The organism is Psychrobacter sp. (genome assembly GCF_018260395.1).
GTDB lineage: Bacteria > Pseudomonadota > Gammaproteobacteria > Pseudomonadales > Moraxellaceae > Psychrobacter.
Genome location: NZ_JAGLBC010000028.1, coordinates 1 through 21,851 on the forward strand (window position 1 = coordinate 1; position 21,851 = coordinate 21,851).

Here is a 21,851-nt window from a genome sequence, read left to right on the forward strand (position 1 = left end):
TAAGAGAATTATTAAGCTATAAGCTATTGTAGTTATAGTCGTTGACCAGACTGCGCTTGAATAAGGTGAAAAAATATTGGGTACAATATATCTATTATTGTGAACTTATCATATGTCGATTATTAACTTATGTGAGATGTTTTCTAACTATTTAATATTCAATCATCCCAATTATTTGTAGTCAAAATTTAATCATAAATTCTGATTGCGCTCTCATACTCTTTAGCAAATCAAATAAAGTAACATTAAAAAGTTTAGGATATAATCTAATTTAATGGGAGTAATAATGAGACTGTTAATGCTAAATAAATGTTAAATATTTTAGTCAATCAAACCTATCGACATTTATTTGCCTCTCAATTTATTTCTCTAATTGGGACAGGTTTGGCGACGGTAGCACTTGGGTTACTTGCTTTTGATTTGGCAGGTAACAACGCTGGTATGGTACTCGGTACAGCTTTAGCAATTAAGATGATAGCTTATGTCGCCATTGCACCTATTGCGTCCGCTTTTGCTGAACGACTGCCTAAACGCACCCTGATGGTATCGCTCGATTTAATACGAGCTGGCGTAGCGCTCTTACTACCTTTTGTGTCTCATATTTATGAAGTTTATATATTAATATTTGTACTGCAAGCTGCTTCTGCTTCCTATACTCCTACGTTTCAAGCCACTATTCCTGATATTCTACCTGATGAGGAAGACTACACTAAAGCACTCTCCCTCTCACGCCTTGCTTACGATATGGAAAGCTTGGTCAGCCCTATGGTAGCTGCCGCTTTATTAACTATGATGAGCTTTAAGATATTGTTCATGGGCACAGTGTTAGGCTTTTTAGCGTCTGCAATTTTAGTGGTGACAGTCGCACTTCCTACTTCTAAAATGCCGCTTATACAACGAAATATTTATGATAGAACCACGCGCGGTATCCGTATTTTTCTCGCTACCCCTCGATTGCGCGGGCTGCTCGCGGTTAATGTCGCTGTCTCAGCAGCAGCGTCCATGGTATTTGTCAATACTGTGGTCATTATCCAAGGTCACATGGGACTGACAGCAAATGTCGTTGCATGGGCTTTAGCAAGCTTTGGCTCAGGTTCAATGATTGCCGCAATGGCGTTGCCACGATTGTTACGTCAGCAGACAGACCGTAGAGTCATGCTAAGCGGCGTTGCAATCTTAGTGGCTGCTATGTTTGCAGGGTTATTTTTAACGAATTTAAGCTCGCTTATGGGCTTATGGTTCCTATTAGGATTGGGGTATTCAGCTGCACAAACCCCTTCTGGACGCTTGCTATGGCGCTCCTCTCACCAAGAAGACCGCCCTGCACTATTTGCAGCTCAATTTGCTTTGTCCCATGCCAGTTGGTTGGTTTTTTACCCCCTATCAGGGTGGTTAGGTGCGCACTTTACTATGCCAGTTGCATTTGGTGTGTTAGGGTGTGCAGCAGCATTTGCTTATTTGGTCGCATTAAAAGTTTGGCCAACTATCGATTTACAAGAGATTGAACACGATCATTTTAATTTGCCTGAAGGTCACCCTCATGCCATAGGCACGCACATTGCTAATGGGGTACGTCATTCCCATCTTTTCGTTGTAGATTACTATCACCCACGCTGGCCAAGTTCTGGTCATTAATTTTATTAGACTGAATTAAACGCTTTGGTTTAAAGCATGCCTATAAATCTTGTCTGCGTTTCGTGTTTTATGTCATAGCACTATTTATCTAGATTTTATATGGTGCTTTAAAATTAAAACATATCAAAAAAATAAAAAAATCCACAAACCCATGAACTGGTTAGCGACTTAGCGTAAAATGGTTATTAATCGACTATAAATCACTGCAATATCAATGAATAAACTTAAGGAAAACGATATGAAGATAGCCATCAGCGAAGGCATCGAGTATGCACTCAATTGTAACTACCGTCTGACGGAAGTAGAGGCAACCGATTTTACAAATATTGCCGTAATTGTAGTGACAATGGATGATTTGCCGACTGCTCATGCTGAAATAGAGGGATTAGGGTTCACCATTCCTATTTTTGTTGCCATTAAATATGGAGATAGCGTACCTGATGAGTGGCTACCACATGTATATGGCGTTCTAGAGCTTGCAGATGACCAGAAGTACTATAATGGCCAATTGGTGAATGCTGCTGCAGCGCATTACATCGACACCTTAGATCCACCATTTTTTCAAGCACTACGAGAATATACCGATTACGGTAATGCAGCATTTGATTGCCCAGGTCATCAAGGCGGTCAATTCTTCCGTCGTCATCCTTCTGGCCGCCGTTTCTTTTTATATTTTGGTGAGAATCTATTTCGCTCAGACTCATGCAACGCTGATGTCGGTTTAGGTGATTTATTAATCCATGAAGGACCTGCCTATCAAGCGCAAGCGCATGCTGCTAAAGTTTACAATGCCGATAAAACTTACTTTGTATTAAACGGCACCTCATCTTCTAATAAAATAGCCATTGGTGCTTTGGTTGCTCATGGCGATTTAGTATTATTCGATCGCAATAATCACAAGTCAGTTTATCAAAGTGCATTATCCATGAGTGGTGGTACCGCTGTTTATTTAGAGACCGATCGTAACGCTTACGGTTTGATCGGTGGTATTTCTGCGCATTGTTTTGAGGATGATGAGATTAGAGATCGTATCCGCGAAGTTGCACCGGAACAAGCCGATGCCAAACGTCCCTTTCGCTTAGCCGTGATTCAGCTTGGTACTTATGACGGTACAATTTACAATGCGCGTCAAGTGGTTGATAAAATTGGGCATCTTTGCGATTACATACTATTTGATAGTGCTTGGGTCGGCTACGAGCAGTTTATTCCGATGATGCGCGATTGCTCACCGTTATTGCTTGATTTAACGCCAGATGATCCAGGTATTATCGTCACTCAATCAGTTCATAAACAACAAGCTGGTTTTTCACAAGCGTCTCAGATTCATAAAAAAGACAATCATATTAGGGGTCAGTCTCGATATGTTAATCATAAACGGTTTAACAATTCGTTTATGATGCATGTGTCTACCAGCCCATTTTATCCTTTATTTGCTTCTTTAGATGTGAATGCAAAAATGCATGAAGGCAAAGCGGGACAACGTATGTGGCATGAATGTGTCGTAGGTGGTATCGAGGCGCGCAAAATGCTACTGGATACTTGTACTCTCATTAAGCCCTTTGTACCACCTACCATTGACGGAAAACTATGGCAAGATTATGAGACTGAGCAAATTGCCAATGATATTCGCTTCTTTGAGTTCAAGGTTGGCGAGCGCTGGCATGACTTTGAGCAATATGCTGATAACCAATACTTTATCGACCCCTGTAAGTTGTTATTAATTACACCCGGTATTGATATGGAAACAGGTGAATATGAGGCAACAGGTGTACCTGCTCCGCTATTGGCACATTATTTACGCGAAAGCTCAGTTATCCCTGAAAAAGCAGATTTAAACTCAATTTTATTCTTATTAACACCAGCCGAAACATTGGCTAAATTCCAGCATTTAGTGGCACGTATAGTACGCTTTGAAGCTCATATTAAATCTAATAGCCTCGTCAGTGAGGTTTTGCCGTCTTTGGCCAAAGCCTATCCGCAATATCGTAACTTAGGTATCAATGAGTTGTGTCAGCGTCTACATGACTTTTATGCAAAGCATAAGCTTAATTTATTGCAGCAACAAATGTTCAAACGTGAATACCGTCCGAAGTTTGCCATTCGCGCTTTTGATGCTCACAATGCATTTATTCGTAACAATATTGTGCTAGTGCCCTTGTCTAAAATTGAAGGACGTATTGCCATGGAGGGAGCACTACCTTATCCCCCAGGTGTTTATTGTATTGTACCGGGTGAAGTTTGGGGCGGTCCTGTTTTAGACTATTTCTTAGCCCTTGAAGAAGGCGTAAATACCTTGCCAGGCTTTGAGCCTGAAGTTCAAGGAGTCTACTGGGAGTATGATAAAAATGGTCGTAAACAAGCTTGGGCATACGTGCTGCGAGATGAAACAATTGATACGCAAGAGCTTGCATTTACCGAACCTACTGAGAATGATAATTATGAGGATACAGTGACTTTTGAGGACAGAACTGAGGCATTAACACCATTTGGGCATTTGTAATAACTATTATTTTAAAATGATCATAATATAGATTAACAATTGTTTTTGTAGGTGTATAAAAAATGACATTGGTCGCTTAGGTGCCAATGTCATTTTTATTGTCTGGTTTTTTTGTTATTTAAGCTTTTAATGTCTTACACGAGCCTTTCAGTTTCAAATATTTAAATGAAAAATATTATATTTGACTAATAATAAAATTAAATTTCATAACATATCAATATTGGCATCATTATTGCTAAGCAAATTTATCTTAGATAATAAATAATGATTTACTACTACATAAATTATGAAAGGATTTCAAAATTTTGAGTAGCAGAATATAGATAATAATGGCTATAGCATTATTTATTAAACCTAAGTTGACACTTATTTTTATCCATTCCTATTAGGGAAATGTCTATGAACATGTTAATTAAATTATTACCGATTACGTTTGCTATTGGTCTTGCAGCCTGTAATGGTGGGGATCCCAAAACAGGTGGTACAGCTGAAGGCTCAACAGATACGGCAAAAAATGCGGGATGCGAAGGCTTAACAGCTGATCAAGTGTGTGTATTAATTGGTAGCGGCGCGCCAAAAACTGGCGGTATCGCTCACTTAGGTAAAGATATCGAAAACGGTACACAGTTAGCAATTAATGAAATTAATGCTAAAAATGACCTAACTATTGATGGTAAAAAAGTAAAATTAGGGATGGTTGGTGAAGATGACGCTGGTGATCCTCGTCAAGGCACCATTGCAGCGCAAAAAATTGTCGATACTGGTGCAGTTGGTGTGATAGGACATTTAAACTCAGGGGTATCAATCCCTGCGAATGCGATTTATGCGCGCGCTGGAATGGTGCAAATTTCGCCAGCATCTACCAATCCTGATTACACCTTAAAAGGCAATAAGACGCCTAAAGGTGCCGTTAGTTCATATCGCGTCGTTGCTACAGATGCCCAACAAGGACCTGCTTTAGCGCACTATATGTTAGAAAATGGCGCTAAAAGTGTTGCTGTACTTGATGATGCTACTCAGTATGGTAAAGGCTTAGCAGACCAAGTGGCTCAAACCCTAACTGAAAGTGGTGCTAATGTTTCTACCCGTGAAGCTACTACTGATAAAACTACAGACTTCAAAGCGGTATTAACCAAAATTAAAGCCACCAATCCTCAGTTTATCTTTTGGGGTGGTATGGATGACACAGGTGCAACCTTAGCAAAACAAATGCGTGAGCTAGGTATCACCGCAGTTTTAGTAGGTGCTGATGGCGCATGTACTGATAAATTTATTGAGCTATCAGGTGCAGCTGGTAAAGGCGTTATTTGTTCTCAAGCTGGTATGCCATTATCTCAAATGGCAAAAGGTTCAGAATTTAGTGCCAATTATGAAAAAGCTTTCTCAGGTCAAAAGGTTCAGATCTACTCTCCATTCTCTTATGATGCGACATACGTATTGGTTGAAGCAATGAAACTTGCTAATTCAACTGACCGTGAAGCAATTGCAGCTGCAATGCCTAAAGTGCAGTATAACGGTTTGATTGGTCCGATTGCCTTTGATGAAAAGGGTGATATCAAAAACGGTTCAATTTCACTTTATAAAGTCGGTGATAAGCTTGATGTAATCAAAGTCGTCAAATAGCTTATTCTTTAATCCGTCAACCATAGATAGCGAATTTTTCTGAAATTCGCTATCTACTTTTTTAGCGATGCTGATTAAAGGGTTGGTTTCTTATATGCTCATTTTTGAGATTAGAGGTGCCGCATGAGTGCTTTAGATATCTTTTTTCAACAATTGATTAATGGCCTTGTTAAAGGCAGTTTGTACGCCATGATAGCCTTGGGCTATACAATGGTATATGGCATTTTAGGCATTATTAACTTTTCACATGGTGAAGTTTTTATGATCGGTGCTATGGTCGCAATGAGCGCTGCAACGTCATTATTAGCCATGGGTGTATCCCCTATTTTAGCCTTACTTGGTGCTGGGCTTGTCGCTATTATGGTATGTATTATAGTAAGCTTCATGATTGAGCGTTGGGCTTATCGTCCCCTACGTCATGCTCCAAAACTTGCACCATTAATTACGGCGTTAGGTGTTTCATTTATTTTGCAAGCAGTCGCTTCAATTATATGGGGATTAAGCCCTCGTCCTTTTCCAGAATTATTTCCCTCTGATTATATTCATCTTTTTAGCAATGTCGGTACCACGATGCGTGAAATTATTATTATTTCAGTATCATTAGTTATGATGGGTGCATTATTTTTATTGGTGAATTACACCCAACTAGGTCGTGCAATGCGAGCGACTTCTGAAAATGTGCACGTCACGGCATTAATGGGTGTCAACCCTAACCGTGTTATTTCAGCTACCTTTATGATAGGCGCAGCGTTCGCAGCCGTCGCTGGTATTTTATATGCTGCAAACTCAGGTAAAGCGCATTTCTTTATGGGATTCACGCCTGGCATGAAGGCTTTCATCGCAGCAGTTCTAGGCGGAATTGGTAATATTCCAGGCGCATTAGTAGGCGGTTTGGTCTTAGGACTCGTTGAGTCATTTGGTGCAGGTTATATAAGTTCTGAGTACGAAGATGTTTTCTCTTTTATCGTACTAGTTCTAGTGCTTATTTTACGTCCCTCAGGGTTATTAGGCCAAAGAGTGGCTGACCGTTCTTAAAGGAGTATACCAATGATAGCAACAAAACTACGCATTGTTGGCAATAGCAAAAAATCAATTATAGGCATTATCATTTGCTTATTATTTATGATGGTATTGCCATTTTTTGCTCAAGCCTTGGGCGGTATGACTTGGGTTCGTATTATTGATCAAGCGCTTTTATATGTGATGTTAGCATTAGGGCTTAATATTGTAGTTGGGTTCGCCGGTCTTTTAGATTTAGGTTATATAGCTTTTTATGCAGTTGGTGCCTATGCTGCAGCCTTATTAACAACGTCACATTTAACCGATAGTTTTGCTCATATAGCAGCTATGTTTCCTGCTGGGATACATTTACCCTTTTTACTGGTTATGGTTGTCGGTGCAGTTTTAGCCGCCATTGCCGGTATTATGTTAGGTGCGCCAATTCTTAAATTAAAAGGTGATTACTTAGCCTTAGTAACCCTAGGGTTTGGTGAGATTATTCGTATTTTTATGAATAATTTAGGAAAAGATGTTTTTAATATCACAAATGGACCACGCGGAATAAACGGTATTGAGCCTGTTTCTATCTTCGGGTTTTCTTTTGATCAAACCATTCATATTGGTAGTTTGACACTTACACGTGAGTTTTTATATTTTTACCTATTTTTGGCATTAGCCATGTTTAGTATGTTTATTTGTTATCGTCTGCAGAATTCTCGTCTGGGCCGTGCTTGGATGGCATTTAGAGAAGACGATGTGGCTGCTCGTGCCATGGGTATTAATTTACGTAACATTAAACTATTAGCCTTCTCTCTTGGCGCAACATTTGGCGGAGTTGCTGGTAGTTTATTTGCAGCCTTTCAAGGATTTATATCTCCAGAGTCCTTTTCCTTCATGGAATCGATAGCTATTTTGACTATGGTGGTATTAGGAGGTATTGGACATATTCCGGGTGTTATTTTAGGCGCATTTGTGATAACAGCCCTGCCTGAAATTCTTCGCTATACCATTGAGCCATTACAAAAAGCCATTTTTGGTCAAATATTCATAGATAGCGCTGTGTTAAGACCATTGATATTAGGTCTGTGTATGGTAATGGTTATGTTATTTCGTCCTAAAGGTTTATGGCCTAAGCCTGAAAGAAATGACAAAAGGGATGATGAAATTAGCGACGATGCCAAAGTCATTCCGACTGAAGTCCTTTAAGGGGTAAATTATGATAAATACAGATGACATGTCCGTTAACGTGCTATCAGTAAAAGGCGTGAATAAAAGCTTCGGTGGACTTAAAGCATTAACTGATGTGGGTTTAGAGGTTAAGAAAAATACAGTTTATGGCTTGATTGGACCAAACGGTGCGGGTAAAACGACTTTTTTTAATGTGATTACTGGTTTATACACGCCAGATTCAGGTGAATTTGTATTAAACGGAAAACCTTATCAACCTATCAATGTTCATAAAGTTGCTGAAGCCGGAATCGCTCGTACTTTTCAGAATATTCGTTTGTTTGGTCAGATGACAGCAGTTGAGAATGTCATGGTAGGCAGACATGTTCGTACCCATGGCGGCATCATCGGATCTATTTTTGGTTTTAAATCTGTGCGTGAGGAAGAAAAAGCCATTCGTGAACGAGCTATGGCACTTTTAGATTATGTTGGGATTAGTAAGTACCATGATTACTTGGCTATGAACTTATCTTATGGTCATCAGCGCCGTTTGGAGATTGCGCGGGCGTTGGCGACTGATCCACAATTATTGGCGCTAGATGAACCCGCTGCAGGTATGAATGCGACAGAAAAACTTGAGCTCACTAAGCTTCTACGTAAGATTAGTGATGACGGGGTGACCATATTAATTATCGAGCATGACGTAAAATTAATTATGGGATTGTGTGATCAGATGACAGTACTCGACTATGGCAAAATTTTAGCGCAAGGTTTACCTGAAGACGTTAGAAAGAACCCGCTGGTTATTGAGGCTTATCTTGGAGGAGCTCACTCATGATAAACACCCAACAACCTTTATTAAGCATCAAAGATCTTCATGTCTCCTACGGTGGTATTAAAGCTGTCAAAGGTATAGACATGGATGTCTTTGAGGGTGAACTGGTATCTTTAATTGGTGCTAACGGTGCTGGCAAGTCCACCACGCTTAAAGCACTTATGGGTATTCAGCCTTACCAAAAAGGAGAAATTACTTTTGCTGGGGAGCCTTTAAAAAAGGTTCCGACATGGGATCTAACTAAAAAAGGCATTATTATGGTGCCAGAAGGTCGCGGTGTCTTTGCTCGGATGACCATTATGGAAAACCTACAAATGGGTGCCTTTCTTAAAAACAATAAGGCAGATTTTGATCGTGGTATTGATTATGCCTTTAGCACTTTCCCTCGACTCAAAGAGCGAGCAAATCAGTTAGCGGGAACATTGTCGGGTGGTGAGCAACAAATGTTAGCGATGGCACGGGCATTAATGGGTCAGCCTAAGCTATTGATTCTTGATGAGCCTTCAATGGGTCTATCCCCTGTACTAACTGAAGTCATTTTCGAGGTAATTAATAAAGTTTCAAACGATGGAATGACAGTTATATTGGTTGAACAAAATGCTAATTTGGCCTTACAAGCGGCAGATAGAGGCTATGTTATGGATTCAGGCAATATGATTTTGAAGGGTAACGCTGCAGCCTTATTGAAAGATCCTAAAGTACAAGAGGCCTATTTAGGTGCTTAGAGAATAAACCTTTGAGTTTATAAATTTCAACCTTATCGAGAAAAGCCATTGTTATCACAATGGTTTTTTTTGGTTAAATTTTAAGGATATTCAAAGTGGTTATACATCCTTATCTATTATTTTAAAATTAATTAAACTTATTTTAATTTTTAGGTGTTTTATTGGCATATAACTTGCTTCATAGATATATAGTTGACTATTTGGTCAACAAATCTGAATTTGTGTTAGCCAATTAAATATTAACCCTATAATTGATAAGGATGCATTTTATGAGCACCCCACCTGCAGCTCAGCCAACCTTGCAAAATGAAATACCAAAGTCTGCCTCTGTGATGCAAAGCACGTTACTATATGGTCTGAACGACAAACCTGAACCTATAAAAGCGACCTTAGCAGCATTGCAGCACATATTAGCAAGCTTTGTGGGCATCATTACGCCCTCAATAGTGATAGGCGGTGTGTTAGAACTTGGCGAGCATATCCCTTATTTAATTAGCATGTCACTTGCGGTATCTGGTGTCGGCACATTCATTCAATCCCGTAGAATTGGCCCTGTAGGATCAGAACTTATGGCTCTACAAGGCACCAGTTTTGGTTTCTTAAGCGCTATTTTGGCAGCAGGTTTTATCGTCAAAGCAAAAGGAGGCAGCTCTGAGGATATTCTAGCTGTCATTTTTGGGGTGACATTTTTTGGTGCATTTATTCAAATGCTGCTAAGTCAATTTGTAACTAAATTAAAAGCATTTATGAGCCCTTTGGTGACCGGCTGCGTTATTGTCACCATAGGAATTTCGCTCACCAAAGTTGGTTTGACAGACTTGGCGGGAGGTTTCAAAGCTGACGATTTTGGTAGTTTTTCAAATTTGGCACTTGGCGGTAGTGTACTTCTAGTAGTGGTTATCGTAAGTACATTTAAAAATAAATACATACGATCAAGCGCCATATTTATTGCTCTTATCGCAGGTCTTATTGTGTCCATTTTTTTGGGAAAAATTGACTTCTCCAAAGTGGCTGAAGCGTCTTTATTTACTGCACCTATCCCTTTTAAATATGGTTTTGCTTTTGATTGGCAAGCCTTTGTGCCTGTCGCTTTGATGTATATGATTACAACTATTGAAACTGCGGGTGATTTAACTGCAACGTCAATGATTTCAAAAGAGCCTATCAAGGGCCCTATTTATGAGCAGCGTATTAAAGGCGGTGTATTGGGCGATGGCGTAAGCTCCATGATTGCTGCTGTTTTTAACACCTTTCCAAACACAACCTATAGCCAAAACAATGGTGTCATTCAAATGACTGGTATTGCAAGTCGTCATGTGGGCATGTATGTTGGCGGCATATTATTGTTAATGGGTATGTTTCCAATGATTGGGGCTCTATTTACTCAGTTGCCTAAACCAGTGGTAGGCGGCATTACCTTATTGATGTTTGCAACTGTGGCAACGGCAGGTATTCGAATTCTAGCAACGGTTGAATTTAGTCATCGTAATATATTAATCATAGCTACCACATTAGGTCTCGCATTGGGCATTGCTTTTGTGCCTGACGTGTTAGCTCAAATGCCCAAAATGATTCAAAATATCTTCGGGTCTGCGGTGACGGTTGCAGGATTTGTGGCTATATTATTAGATACTATATTGCCAAAAGATTATGGCAAAAGTTTGGATAATATTGAGAGTATTCCTGTTAAAGACAATAAGACTGAGATTACTGAAGTGGCATAAAGTAAATTATACTAGTGTTAATGCCATTAAGAGGCCATGAATTTATAACCCGCACCCTCTTAAGATAAAAGGTATTAAAAATTCGGCAACACGTTTTTTATCTTCATCATCATAAGCGTCTTTGCCGAATAAATTTAATATTTCAGTGTCAAATTCTGCATAACGCTGAGTGGTGGTCCAAATCAAAATTAATAGTTGCAAAGGATCATTGATGGATATTTTGCCTTGATCATACCAACTTTTGATCACAGCAGATTTACGCTCAGCCCATTGGTTCATTTTGGTTGTCATTAATTGATGTAGATAAGGTGCACCATTTATGACTTCCACAGCAAACAATTTATGATGATTAGGATGATTAAAGGCACTGTCTAATTTAAGACGGATGAAAGTTTCAAGACTTTGTTTCGGATCGCTATCTTCATGGATATCTTCAAGACCGGTATTCCAGTCTTCAACTATAGAAGTTAACACAGCGATATAAAGCTTCTTTTTACTTTGATAATAGTAATGAACATTTGCCTTGGGGATGCCTGCTAGATCTGCAATTGCTTGCATGGTAGCGCCCTTTAAACCGTGAGCTACAAAGACAGCTTCAGCAGCTTTAAGGATGGCACGTTCATTCTCAGCTCTTATTTCTTGGTGTGTGCGTGTGTTTTTCGACTCATCTGTGACTAATTTAGCCATTAAGTATTCCAGTTAGTACGGTTTAAGTTTTCAACTATGTTTAGTTCAAATAGGTTTATTTCAATTATCTTTAGTTGAATTAAGTTTAATTCAACTAGGTTTAATAGTTATCTTACATTTGTTAAAAGAATAAAGGTTAATTCAACGATGACAATTCAGCTAAGCAATTTTAACTCACTGCCTCACGACGAAGCATTGTATCAATTACTCATATGCTGTACTTCCAAAAAATGGGCTGAGACTCTACTGACAAACCGCCCTTTTGCCTCATTAGATAGTTTACTGCAGTGTAGCGATGAAATATGGTGTCATCTTTCAAAATCAGATTATATAGAAGCTTTTGAAGGTCACCCTCAAATAGGTGATGTTAGTACCCTAAAAGAGAAATATAAAAACACGCTTAAAAGTGCATCTAAAGAGCAGTCCTTAGTCAATGAAGCAGATGAAGATACTTTGCGTGCTCTGGCTAAAGGCAATCGCGACTATTTAAACAAGTTTGGCTATATATTTATAGTTTTCGCGACTGGCAAATCAGCTAGGCAGATGCTTGATATTTTGAACACAAGATTAAACAATTCCGATGCCAAAGAACTCATTATCAGTGCTGCCGAACAAAATAAAATTACTAGGCATCGTTTAAAAAATTTAATCACAGCATAGATATAATGGTTCACTAAACTAAATGTAACAGCTACGCCTAACAGATATTTTCCAATAAAAACAACAGGCTAAAGCCCTTAAGGATTATTATGACCGCCACCCTATCCTCACATGTCTTAGATACTCATCTTGGAAAGCCAGCTTGCGGTATTAAAGTTACTTTGCATTTTGTAGAAGGAGAAGATATTGATAATGCAACAAATATCTCAACTACAAGCGCATGTACAAGTACAACATCAAGTTCAACTACAAGCTCGACTTATCTAGCTGAAGCAGTCACTAATGTTGAGGGGCGTATTTCAATTAACGACTGGCATGTTAACAATGAAGTTCTTAATATACCACCTGGCAACTACACCCTAACATTTGAAACCTCCAATTATTTTAAAGATTATGACGTAGAAGCATTTTATCCTAAAGTGGTTATTACCTTTATCATTTCTGATCAATCCCATTATCACATTCCTCTTTTAATAAGTGCTCACGGTTATAGTACTTATCGTGGGTCTTAATTGACTTATCTATTGTTTATTTAACAACCTTAAAAGCCATTAATAATATAGATTATTATCAAGTTAATAAGAAGGACAGTTTCATGGGTGCGTATTTATTAGAATGGCTACAGTTATTTTTTCGATGGTTTCATGTCATAGCTGGCGTGGCTTGGATTGGCGCATCTTTTTATTTTGTTTGGTTAGATTTGAGCCTACAAAAGCCGCCAGAATGGAAAAAAAAGAAAGGCATATCAGGCGATTTATGGGCAGTACACGGCGGCGGATTTTATGAGGTTGCAAAGTACAAACTTGAACCAGAAGAGATGCCTGAAAAATTGCATTGGTTCAAATGGGAGGCTTATACCACTTGGCTAACAGGTATGGCCATGCTGTTTGTGGTTTACTATTTTAATGCATCTGCCTATTTGATTGATCCAACTAAAGTTGCTTTTAGTTCAAATATAACAGCAGTGGCTTTAAGCTTACTTTTTATCTTTGGTAATTATTTTATCTATGAAGCCATTGTCCGTAGTGAATTAGGCAAAAATGCCCTTATCTTTAGTGTGCTGATTTTTATTTTGATGGTGACAGACAGTTGGCTAGCTTATCAAATCTTTAGCGATCGTGCAGCATATATTCATGTTGGTGCAATCTTAGGCACTATAATGGTGGGAAATGTATTTTTCGGTATAATGCCAGCGCAACGAGCTCTCGTTGAATGTGTGCGAAACAAACAAAAACCTGGTCCTAAAGTAGCAGAATTGGCACTACAAGCTAAAAATCGCTCGTTAATGAATAACTACTTTACCCTACCTTTAGTTTTTATCATGATCAGTAACCACTACCCGATGACTTATGCTCATGAATCTGGTTGGCTGGTTTTGGTTTATATTTCTATTATTACAGCTATCGTACGCCATTATTTTAATCAAAAACATTTAGGTAATAAAAAGCCTCGCTATTTGTTGATTCCTGCATTAATGGCTTTAGTACTCATATTTTGGATGCGACCACAGCCCAATGAAACTTCAAGTAATACATCAATTACGGCATCAAATAATGTTATTCATGAGACAACTTCTTCATCACTTGCCACTGATAAAGACACTCATGATGATTCTAAAACTGTAGTAGCAAATACAGTAAATTTTGATGCAAAAGCAAGTACGCAAATCATGCAGGTCGTGAACCAAAGATGTGCTACTTGCCATTCAATGACCCCGTCTCAGCCTGGGTTTCATACTGCACCCCAAGGTATTGTATTTAAAAATGCAGAAGATTTAAGAACTCATAAAGCAAAAATACTTACCGCTCTTCAAACCAAATATATGCCATTGGGCAATATAACCAATATGACGGATGCCGAACGTTCACAATTGATTGCATATTTGTCGTTGCTATAGAGGTATAAAAACGATTTACAGTTAGAAGTTTATTATATGTTTTAAATTATGTTTTTTTTAATTTTCATAATATAAAGATATATACGTTACTTTAAATTAAGAGATTGATGAAGATGCAAAAAGGCCAAGCAATTAGCTTGGCCTTGTTAGTTGTAGTAGTCTATTAAATTTAGACCTAATGTATTTTATAAAATTTAGAGCTAACAATCATAATCCAGCATGTTTAGAATTACGCATTAGCAGATAATAACTTATAAAACCAAGACCACAACCTATGAACCAGCTAAAGTTAGCTATAGTCTTAAATCCAGCCAAAGTAATCAATACACCGATACATACCGAAGGTACAAGCGCCATAACTGCTCTAGGGTTCCAACCTCTTTTATACCAGTAAATATTGTTTTCATCAACACTAAATAAAGCATCAACATCTATTTTTTGTTTACGTATTAAATAAAAGTCACAGAGCAAAATTCCGAATAATGGTCCTATAAATGCGGCTAACATATCTAATGTATAATGAATTACTTCAGGTGAATTAAATAAGTTCCAAGGCGTAATAAATACGGCACCGATAGCGGCTATAAATCCGCCCATTCTAAAGCTTATATGTTTTGGCGAGACATTAGAGAAATCAAAGGCTGGCGCTACAAAGTTTGCAACAATATTAATACCAATAGTCGCAGTAACAAAGGTAAACGCCCCTAACAGCATAACTGCTACGTTATCAATTCTAGCAACTGTCTCAATAGGATCAGTTATCATTTCACCAAAAATAGGCACTGTTCCTGAAGTAATAACAACAGTAACTATTGCAAATAACGTGAAATTAATAGGAAGACCCCAGAAGTTACCTTTTTTAACTGCTTCAAAAGACTCTCCATAACGTGAAAAATCCCCAAAATTTAGCATAGGGCCTGAAAAATAAGAGACAACCAAGGCAATTGCTGACAAAGTTGGAACGATTGAATCAAAACCAGTATATTTTACTTCAGCTAAATTGAAGCTAATATTTTCAATACCCGCCCTTTGTACAATCCATATCATCAATGCTAGCATAACGATATAAACCGCTGGTCCTGCAAAGTCGATAAAGCGTTTGATAGTATCCATACCGCGCCAAAACACAATGGCTTGTAATGTCCACATGATGCCAAATGCTAGCCAACCTAATAGATTTAATCCTGCAAAGGAGGTTTCAGTTAAGCTTGTCATACTTGGAAAAGCCCACAAGAGTATTATTTCAAGCGACTTTGAAGCCAAGAATGTTTGAATACCATACCAAGCTACAGCAATTAAACCTCGTATAATAGCCGGCAGGTTAGCACCAAAAACCCCAAATGCCATTCTACAAGCGACCGGATAAGGTACCCCTGCCATTTGGCTAGGTCTAGCAACAAGGTTACATAAAAACTGAACAATTATAATTCCAATAATCAAAGCCGCTAAGACTTGCCAACTTTGAATGCCTAATGCAAATAAGCTACCTGCAAAAACATAGCCACCAACACTATGGACATCTGACATCCAAAAGGCGAAGATGTTATACCAATTCCAATTTTGCTTACCTATTGCATCAGATGCCTCTGATAGGGGCGCTAAATCTTCATTATATAGTTTGTCACTATAATTTTTTGGCATAGATGCAGTCGTGCCTTGTATAGGTATAGCAGTTGTTGAGTTATTTGGGGTGGGGAGACTCATATCAGCACTTCCTCAATTCAAAAAAATTTTAATAATTAGCTTATTAATCAGTATAATTTTTAAACTATTTAATAAACCTTCAATTTAAATACAATTTTATAAATCCACTGTACCAAAAATATTGTATACAATCCTACTTAAGTTACTTAGCAATTAGCATGCCAATTTAAATTGCAGACCTTAATAATTTTTAAATTGTGATATAATTACAAAGTAGATTAAACGGTTCTTATTTAAAATGTTTAAGTATTATCAATGATTTCAAGCTTTTTACTGATTAAAAAACTATTTTTGTCGTTAAAAATCTTTTAAATTTTTTGGATAATATAATTGGCTTAAAGTTACTGTTGTATACAATTTTATTTTTAGCGTATAGTAGTTACTGTCTTTTTGAGGTCATTAATCTATCTAAATAACTTTTTGAACTGCAATATTTTATAGTAGACACATTTATGCAAATTCACTTAATTAATCCTAATACCACTGCTTCAATGACTGATCAAATGGTTAAAGTTGCCTCAGCAATAAGCAATACTGATACGATTATCACAGGGCGTACACCTAGCCATGGGCCGGTCTCAATTGAATCACATTTTGATGAAGCGATGAGTATTGTTGGTGTGAGCGATGAGGTTTTAAGAGCAGATGCCGAAGGTGCTGATGGCATGATTTTGGCTTGCTTTGGAGATCCAAATATTTGGGCAGTTCGTGAACTAACCAATAAGCCCGTATTAGGTATTGCCCAAGCAGCATTTATTATGGCAAGTATGGTTAGTACTAAGTTTGCTGTAGTTACTAGCCTTCAACGTACTGTAATTATTGCAGAGCATTTACTTAACCAATACGGCTATGGCCATTTATGCCAGCAAGTATTGGCAGTTGATTTACCTGTTTTATCCTTAGAGGATGATAGTGCAAAGCAAGCTATTATCAATAAATGCATCGAAGCAAGGGATGCTAAAGGCCATGAAGCTAGTGCTATAGTGTTGGGTTGTGGTGGCATGACACATTTAAGACAAGAAATTGAAGATAAAGTCGGCATTCCAATCATCGATGGCGTACAAAGTGCAGTAAAACTTTTAGAAGCCATGATTGGTATGGGATTACAAACCAGTAAGCATGGTGATTTAGCTTATCCTATTCCTAAACCCTTTATGGGTGATTTGAATCGCTTTGGCAATTAATACGGTAATAATTAATACGAAAAAGAATTAGCTAAAGTGACCCCTACTCTTTTTAGATAAAATGGCTTTGGTTGATATAGTTTGTTCATAATTTTCTCAAAGAATTACCTCAAAAAACTACCTTTAAATAGTTACCTTTAGATAATTACCTTCAATTAATTACCTTTAAATAAGGATGAAGCTTTACATAAAATGAAGAAAAAACTTACGGATAGTCAAATTTACGATACTTTATTTAAAGCCATTCATGAGCATCACTTATTGCCCGAAACACATCTTCCCGAGGATGATTTGGCAAAAAGCTTTGACGTAAGCAGAACACGAGTTAGAAAAATTTTAGAACAACTGATTCATGAACAATTGGTTGTTAAATTACCTAATAAAGGTTGTTTTGTTGCATCAATGAGTGAGAAACAAGTCAATGATGTATTCACTGCTCGAAAAATTATTGAGGCTGGAATTATCGATTTGATTGATTTTCCACTTAAAGGAGCGGTAATTAAACACTTACATAAATTATGTCAAGATGAAAACAATGCTCTGAAACAAGGCAACTTAAGTCAGGCCAATACCTTGTCAGGTGAGTTCCATATTTATCTTGCTAAATTAACCAATAATGAAACTTTATCAGTAATGGTAAAGCAGTTAATAGCTCGAACCTCTTTGGCTTTAGCAGTTTATAGCAATCCAACTACAATGCAGTGTGATAACCATTGTCACCATGAGCTCACCAACTTATTTGTTCAAGGTAATAAATCAAAAATAAAAGACTTTATGCTTGCTCATTTAAATGAGCTTGAAAATAACTTGATAATTCAGCCTGAGACAAAAAAGGCAGTCAATCTATCTGAGCTTATCTCAAGTTTGAACTAACTATAGCGAATTTAAAATCATAAAAAGGTTGAATAATGTCCAATAAAACATTCAAACATATAAAAATAGACTATGACCAAGATAACTATCCGCGCGATTTAAAAGGCTATGGAAGAAATCCTCCAGATCCAAAATGGCCAGGTGGTGCAAAAATAGCAGTTCAATTTGTATTGAATATAGAGGAAGGTGCCGAAAACAGCGTAATACATGGCGATGCACAATCTGAAAAGTTTTTGTCAGATATATTAGGCACTCCAGCATTTGATAATAGACACCAGTCTATTGAATCTGCATTTGAGTACGGTAGTCGTGTTGGAGTATGGCGGGTTTTAGATGCTTTTAAAGAGTATAACTATCCTATTACTACTTTTGTTTGTGCAGCAGCAGCTCAGAGAACTCCACATATTATCGATCGTGTATTAGAAGATGGTCACGAAGTTGCCAGTCATGGTCTACGCTGGATTACTTATCAAAATATGTACCGTGAAACTGAGCGACAGCATATTCAACAAGCAACGCATATCTTCAAAAATATGCTTGGTTATCAACCTTCGGGTTGGTATACCGGCCGTGATAGTCCCAATACTCGTGAATTAGTGGTTGAGCAAGGTGGTTATACTTATGACTGCGACTCTTACGCTGATGAATTACCTTACTGGGTTAATGTGAAAACCCAGCATGAGGGTCAAATTATAAAAAAACCTCATCTGGTTATACCCTATTCGCTTGAAACCAATGACATGCGGTTTGCCTCAAGCCCTGGATTTACCAATGCTGAGCCTTTTTTCGAGTATTTAAAAGACAGCTTTGACACACTATACGCTGAAGGTCAGATTAATGAAGGCTCTCAAGTACCTAAGATGCTATCCATAGGCCTTCATTGCCGTATAATTGGCCGAGCTGGAAGAATAGTTGCCCTTAAAAAGTTTCTTAAATATATCAGTGAAAAACCAGACGTTTGGGTATGTCGCCGTGATGATATAGCCAAACATTGGTATCAAAATCATCCGGTCACTGAGCATAATATTTCAGACTGGATGTAGAATCTAAAATTTATCTTTTTTAACCCAAATTTAAATGTCTAATTAGTGAGTGATATGTCAAACAATACCATTGAACCTGGCAAGATTATTCTTCCTGATAACTTACCAAAAACGCTTCCTGACTTTGTAAAAAGAACCAATGTTGCTGATCAACGCTTAGTGGCAAAAGTTTTATTTGCTACAGACGATTTTTTTGCCCCAAAAGACCGGTTGTTAAAACACGAGCCACCTGTTTTTATTGTTGGCAAATTTGACAATAATGGTAAGTGGATGGACGGCTGGGAAACCCGCCGAAAACGTGGACTAGGCCATGATTATTGTATTATTCAGCTAGCACAACCGACGCGCATTGCAGGAATGGATATTGATACCAGTCACTTCACAGGCAATTACCCTCCTTCTGCCAGTATAGATGCTTTATATGCTCCAGAGCTTATGGCAGAAAGTGAAGAAATACTTGAGGCGATAACCCAAGAGCAATGGGATAAAAAACCTTGGCGTCCATTCATTGGAATGACTCCATTAAAAGGACATTCTCATGAGTTTGTAACCCCTCATAAATCCAATGCTACAGATACTATCACTCATTTACGTTTGAATATTTATCCTGACGGCGGTATTGCCAGACTTAGAGTCTATGGCTTTATTCAGATTGAGAACAGTGAAATTGATGGCAAGACTTTAGATATGGTAGCTGCTCGTAATGGAGGGCGAGCCATTGCTTGTAATGATGCTCACTTTGGTGCGGTTGAAAATTTATTATTACCGAATAAAGCGCCAAATATGGAAGAAGGTTGGGAAACCAGACGTCGACGTGAGCCTGGTAACGATTGGTGCATTATTGCGTTAGGCAGAGCTGGAATACCCGAATCTATCGAAATTGATACTAGCCACTTTAAAGGGAACTATCCTGATAAGGTATCGGTTCAGGCGGTCTATGCCCCTACAATGACTGAATCAACGCTGATTACCCAAAGTATGTTTTGGGAAACATTATTAGAGCCTCAAAAGACAGAAGCCCATACTATTCATCTATTTGATGATTTAAAACTTAACAAGCCCATTACCCATATTAAAGTTAATATATTCCCAGATGGCGGCATCAGCCGAGTTCGTCTATACGGTAAGTTTTCTAACTAATCCAATATTTATTATTTTATTAGGTTTAATATTAAAATAGATCTAAAGGTAACATTATGGCCACTACCCTCGTTGCAAAACCATTGACTAAAGCGGCATTTAAAGCCTTTGGTACAGTTATTGAACCTTATGATGATGATCAGATAACCGCGCAGAATTGTTATGATATTAATAATGGCTTTGCCACCCGTCATCATGCGATTTGTAAAGCTGAAATAGATGGTGGTGACATCGGTATGAGTATCTTTGTGGCAAAGCCAAGAGCTTTTCCTATTAACTTGACGGTTATGGAATATCATCCTTTGGGTACGCAAGCATTCTTTTCAATGCAAGGTGAAGACTATATTGTAGTGGTAGCCCCAGCAGGTGAGCCTCCTAAGTCTTATAAGGATTTATCAGTTTTTTATGCCAAATCCGATCAAGGGGTTCAATATAATGCTGGAGTGTGGCATCATCCATTACTTGCTTTAAACAGTCACAATTTAATGGATAGCAGTGCTTTTTTGGTGGTGGATAGAATCAATGGTGAAGGCAATAATTGTACTGACATTGATATTAGTGACTGGAAAGCTCAAGTTATTTTATGATTATGTTTATTTTTAAACTATAGTGCTGTTAATAAATTAGCTTCCTGTACATCAAAATAATAGATTGAGAGTGTTTAATGAGAACAGTATCGAATATATCCTGCTTATGTGTAACTGCCCTACTTTTATCTATAACTGGTTGTGCTACTCAACAGGGGTTAGAGTCCTCAGACAAAGGCACTATCTTTAGTACTAAAACCAGTCAAAATGCCAGCCAAAGCAAAGGCAGTGATCAAATCACCAATCAAGGCAACAATCAAAACATTGATAAGAAAATAGACAATACACCTGGGTTTAATAAGCTAGATACCATAGATTCTATGCCACAAAAGCAAACTTTCTTCTTTTCTGCAAAAGAAATTAAAGAGCTGAGCACAGCCTTTAAAGCAGGCAGTTGTGATTTAAACAATCTTAACCGTCAAACTAAAAAGTATGGTTTTTCTGATACTTGGGTTAATTTATATGACAGATCACCTAAACCTTTATCTACACTAAGTAAACAAGAAAAGTGCTTTTTAGCACAAAGTAATGAGGTGTATGCCTATGGTGATGAGTTCGAAGATGAGTCTAAAAACAGTCTAAATGACACTTGGTACAAAGGAAATATACCAAGCGATGCTAAAGTCGTTACCATTCGTTATATGACGCCATTAGCATTAATTTCTAAATGTGACCCTAAATTAGGGCGCCCTATTTTTATTGATTATGATAAGGATGAAGAAGGCAAAATCGTTCGAACTATTTTAGTTAACGAAGATTTTGATTTCAGTTGCGTACAATAGTATTTCATTAATATACACTTTTAAATTAGCAGTCTACGGGCTGCTTTTTTTTGTCTAAGCTTTAACCCTGATGTTGAATCAAAGGT

At 37.9% G+C, this 21,851-nt stretch carries 19 protein-coding genes; 17 read left to right on the plus strand and 2 right to left on the minus strand.

Translation table 11 applies throughout. The annotated features are described in order from the left end of the window. The first annotated feature begins 309 nt into the window (after nucleotides 1–309). The 8 genes from QZ265_RS03815 to QZ265_RS03850 all read left to right on the plus strand — a co-directional run bounded on the left by QZ265_RS03815 (nucleotide 310) and on the right by QZ265_RS03850 (nucleotide 11,208). Nucleotides 310–1,635, plus strand: coding sequence for an MFS transporter (locus tag QZ265_RS03815; RefSeq protein WP_296403568.1), 1,326 nt, complete (start codon nucleotides 310–312; stop codon nucleotides 1,633–1,635). Between the two features lie 238 nt (nucleotides 1,636–1,873). Then, on the plus strand, nucleotides 1,874–4,135 hold the full coding sequence (locus QZ265_RS03820) for an ornithine decarboxylase (protein ID WP_296403570.1): 2,262 nt from the start codon (nucleotides 1,874–1,876) through the stop codon (nucleotides 4,133–4,135). 399 nt (nucleotides 4,136–4,534) lie between these two features. Continuing rightward, nucleotides 4,535–5,758, plus strand: a complete 1,224-nt coding sequence (locus QZ265_RS03825) for a branched-chain amino acid ABC transporter substrate-binding protein (RefSeq protein ID WP_296403572.1) — start codon at nucleotides 4,535–4,537, stop codon at nucleotides 5,756–5,758. Nucleotides 5,759–5,881: 123 nt separating this feature from the next. After that, nucleotides 5,882–6,793, plus strand: a complete 912-nt coding sequence (locus tag QZ265_RS03830; protein ID WP_296403573.1) for a branched-chain amino acid ABC transporter permease — start codon at nucleotides 5,882–5,884, stop codon at nucleotides 6,791–6,793. A gap of 12 nt (nucleotides 6,794–6,805) precedes the next feature. Beyond that, nucleotides 6,806–7,963 carry a high-affinity branched-chain amino acid ABC transporter permease LivM gene (locus QZ265_RS03835; protein ID WP_296403575.1) on the plus strand — a complete coding sequence of 386 codons (1,158 nt, stop codon included), beginning with the start codon at nucleotides 6,806–6,808 and terminating at the stop codon, nucleotides 7,961–7,963. 10 nt (nucleotides 7,964–7,973) lie between these two features. Continuing rightward, nucleotides 7,974–8,762 (plus strand): ABC transporter ATP-binding protein, encoded by a 789-nt coding sequence (locus tag QZ265_RS03840; RefSeq protein WP_296403577.1) that lies wholly within the window; start codon nucleotides 7,974–7,976, stop codon nucleotides 8,760–8,762. Further along, nucleotides 8,759–9,484 carry an ABC transporter ATP-binding protein gene (locus QZ265_RS03845; protein ID WP_296403579.1) on the plus strand — a complete coding sequence of 242 codons (726 nt, stop codon included), beginning with the start codon at nucleotides 8,759–8,761 and terminating at the stop codon, nucleotides 9,482–9,484. The genes QZ265_RS03840 and QZ265_RS03845 overlap by 4 nt, the downstream gene beginning before the upstream one ends. Nucleotides 9,485–9,753: 269 nt before the next feature. Then, nucleotides 9,754–11,208, plus strand: a complete 1,455-nt coding sequence (locus QZ265_RS03850) for a nucleobase:cation symporter-2 family protein (protein WP_296403581.1) — start codon at nucleotides 9,754–9,756, stop codon at nucleotides 11,206–11,208. A 42-nt stretch (nucleotides 11,209–11,250) separates the two neighbouring features. Here QZ265_RS03850 and QZ265_RS03855 read toward each other — a convergent pair whose 3' ends face one another. Next, nucleotides 11,251–11,895: a TetR family transcriptional regulator C-terminal domain-containing protein gene (locus QZ265_RS03855; RefSeq protein WP_296403583.1), complete on the minus strand. Its 645-nt coding sequence runs from the start codon at nucleotides 11,893–11,895 to the stop codon at nucleotides 11,251–11,253. A 147-nt stretch (nucleotides 11,896–12,042) separates the two neighbouring features. On the opposite strand from QZ265_RS03855, the gene uraD reads away from it, so the two are divergent. The 3 genes from uraD to QZ265_RS03870 all read left to right on the plus strand — a co-directional run bounded on the left by uraD (nucleotide 12,043) and on the right by QZ265_RS03870 (nucleotide 14,452). Next, nucleotides 12,043–12,555, plus strand: a complete 513-nt coding sequence (gene uraD, locus QZ265_RS03860; protein WP_296403586.1) for a 2-oxo-4-hydroxy-4-carboxy-5-ureidoimidazoline decarboxylase — start codon at nucleotides 12,043–12,045, stop codon at nucleotides 12,553–12,555. 89 nt (nucleotides 12,556–12,644) lie between these two features. Beyond that, nucleotides 12,645–13,067 (plus strand): hydroxyisourate hydrolase, encoded by a 423-nt coding sequence (locus tag QZ265_RS03865; RefSeq protein ID WP_296403587.1) that lies wholly within the window; start codon nucleotides 12,645–12,647, stop codon nucleotides 13,065–13,067. A gap of 83 nt (nucleotides 13,068–13,150) precedes the next feature. After that, nucleotides 13,151–14,452: a urate hydroxylase PuuD gene (locus QZ265_RS03870; protein WP_296403589.1), complete on the plus strand. Its 1,302-nt coding sequence runs from the start codon at nucleotides 13,151–13,153 to the stop codon at nucleotides 14,450–14,452. Nucleotides 14,453–14,659: 207 nt separating this feature from the next. Here the strand turns inward: QZ265_RS03870 and QZ265_RS03875 are convergent, their stop codons facing one another. Next, complete coding sequence (locus QZ265_RS03875) at nucleotides 14,660–16,093, minus strand: NCS1 family nucleobase:cation symporter-1 (RefSeq protein ID WP_296403603.1); 1,434 nt, start codon at nucleotides 16,091–16,093, stop codon at nucleotides 14,660–14,662. A 515-nt stretch (nucleotides 16,094–16,608) separates the two neighbouring features. On the opposite strand from QZ265_RS03875, the gene QZ265_RS03880 reads away from it, so the two are divergent. The 6 genes from QZ265_RS03880 (at nucleotide 16,609) to QZ265_RS03905 (ending at nucleotide 21,765) form a co-directional block, all read left to right on the plus strand. Further along, a complete protein-coding gene (locus QZ265_RS03880; RefSeq protein ID WP_296403592.1) occupies nucleotides 16,609–17,340 on the plus strand; it encodes an aspartate/glutamate racemase family protein in 732 nt (243 codons plus the stop codon). 192 nt (nucleotides 17,341–17,532) lie between these two features. Beyond that, entirely contained in the window at nucleotides 17,533–18,213 is a 681-nt protein-coding gene (locus QZ265_RS03885; protein WP_296403594.1) for a GntR family transcriptional regulator, read from the plus strand. 35 nt (nucleotides 18,214–18,248) lie between these two features. Continuing rightward, nucleotides 18,249–19,256 carry an allantoinase PuuE gene (gene puuE, locus QZ265_RS03890; protein ID WP_296403596.1) on the plus strand — a complete coding sequence of 336 codons (1,008 nt, stop codon included), beginning with the start codon at nucleotides 18,249–18,251 and terminating at the stop codon, nucleotides 19,254–19,256. A 54-nt stretch (nucleotides 19,257–19,310) separates the two neighbouring features. Further along, nucleotides 19,311–20,396: an allantoicase gene (alc, locus tag QZ265_RS03895; RefSeq protein WP_296403598.1), complete on the plus strand. Its 1,086-nt coding sequence runs from the start codon at nucleotides 19,311–19,313 to the stop codon at nucleotides 20,394–20,396. A gap of 56 nt (nucleotides 20,397–20,452) precedes the next feature. Further along, nucleotides 20,453–20,983, plus strand: a complete 531-nt coding sequence (locus QZ265_RS03900; protein ID WP_296403600.1) for an ureidoglycolate lyase — start codon at nucleotides 20,453–20,455, stop codon at nucleotides 20,981–20,983. Nucleotides 20,984–21,060: 77 nt separating this feature from the next. Continuing rightward, complete coding sequence (locus QZ265_RS03905) at nucleotides 21,061–21,765, plus strand: hypothetical protein (protein WP_296403602.1); 705 nt, start codon at nucleotides 21,061–21,063, stop codon at nucleotides 21,763–21,765. Nucleotides 21,766–21,851 lie beyond the last annotated feature (86 nt).

Coding starts and splice junctions, on each gene's coding strand:
- QZ265_RS03820 (WP_296403570.1), top strand. CDS start 1,874: ATGAAGATAGCCATCAGCGAAGGCATCGAGTATGCACTCAATTGTAAC.
- QZ265_RS03825 (WP_296403572.1), top strand. CDS start 4,535: ATGAACATGTTAATTAAATTATTACCGATTACGTTTGCTATTGGTCTT.
- QZ265_RS03870 (WP_296403589.1), top strand. CDS start 13,151: ATGGGTGCGTATTTATTAGAATGGCTACAGTTATTTTTTCGATGGTTT.
- QZ265_RS03905 (WP_296403602.1), top strand. CDS start 21,061: ATGAGAACAGTATCGAATATATCCTGCTTATGTGTAACTGCCCTACTT.
- QZ265_RS03875 (WP_296403603.1), bottom strand. CDS start 16,093: ATGCCAAAAAATTATAGTGACAAACTATATAATGAAGATTTAGCGCCC.
- QZ265_RS03885 (WP_296403594.1), top strand. CDS start 17,533: ATGAAGAAAAAACTTACGGATAGTCAAATTTACGATACTTTATTTAAA.
- uraD (WP_296403586.1), top strand. CDS start 12,043: ATGACAATTCAGCTAAGCAATTTTAACTCACTGCCTCACGACGAAGCA.
- QZ265_RS03850 (WP_296403581.1), top strand. CDS start 9,754: ATGAGCACCCCACCTGCAGCTCAGCCAACCTTGCAAAATGAAATACCA.
- QZ265_RS03900 (WP_296403600.1), top strand. CDS start 20,453: ATGGCCACTACCCTCGTTGCAAAACCATTGACTAAAGCGGCATTTAAA.
- QZ265_RS03830 (WP_296403573.1), top strand. CDS start 5,882: ATGAGTGCTTTAGATATCTTTTTTCAACAATTGATTAATGGCCTTGTT.
- QZ265_RS03845 (WP_296403579.1), top strand. CDS start 8,759: ATGATAAACACCCAACAACCTTTATTAAGCATCAAAGATCTTCATGTC.
- QZ265_RS03840 (WP_296403577.1), top strand. CDS start 7,974: ATGATAAATACAGATGACATGTCCGTTAACGTGCTATCAGTAAAAGGC.
- QZ265_RS03815 (WP_296403568.1), top strand. CDS start 310: ATGTTAAATATTTTAGTCAATCAAACCTATCGACATTTATTTGCCTCT.
- QZ265_RS03865 (WP_296403587.1), top strand. CDS start 12,645: ATGACCGCCACCCTATCCTCACATGTCTTAGATACTCATCTTGGAAAG.
- puuE (WP_296403596.1), top strand. CDS start 18,249: ATGTCCAATAAAACATTCAAACATATAAAAATAGACTATGACCAAGAT.
- QZ265_RS03855 (WP_296403583.1), bottom strand. CDS start 11,895: ATGGCTAAATTAGTCACAGATGAGTCGAAAAACACACGCACACACCAA.
- QZ265_RS03835 (WP_296403575.1), top strand. CDS start 6,806: ATGATAGCAACAAAACTACGCATTGTTGGCAATAGCAAAAAATCAATT.
- QZ265_RS03880 (WP_296403592.1), top strand. CDS start 16,609: ATGCAAATTCACTTAATTAATCCTAATACCACTGCTTCAATGACTGAT.
- alc (WP_296403598.1), top strand. CDS start 19,311: ATGTCAAACAATACCATTGAACCTGGCAAGATTATTCTTCCTGATAAC.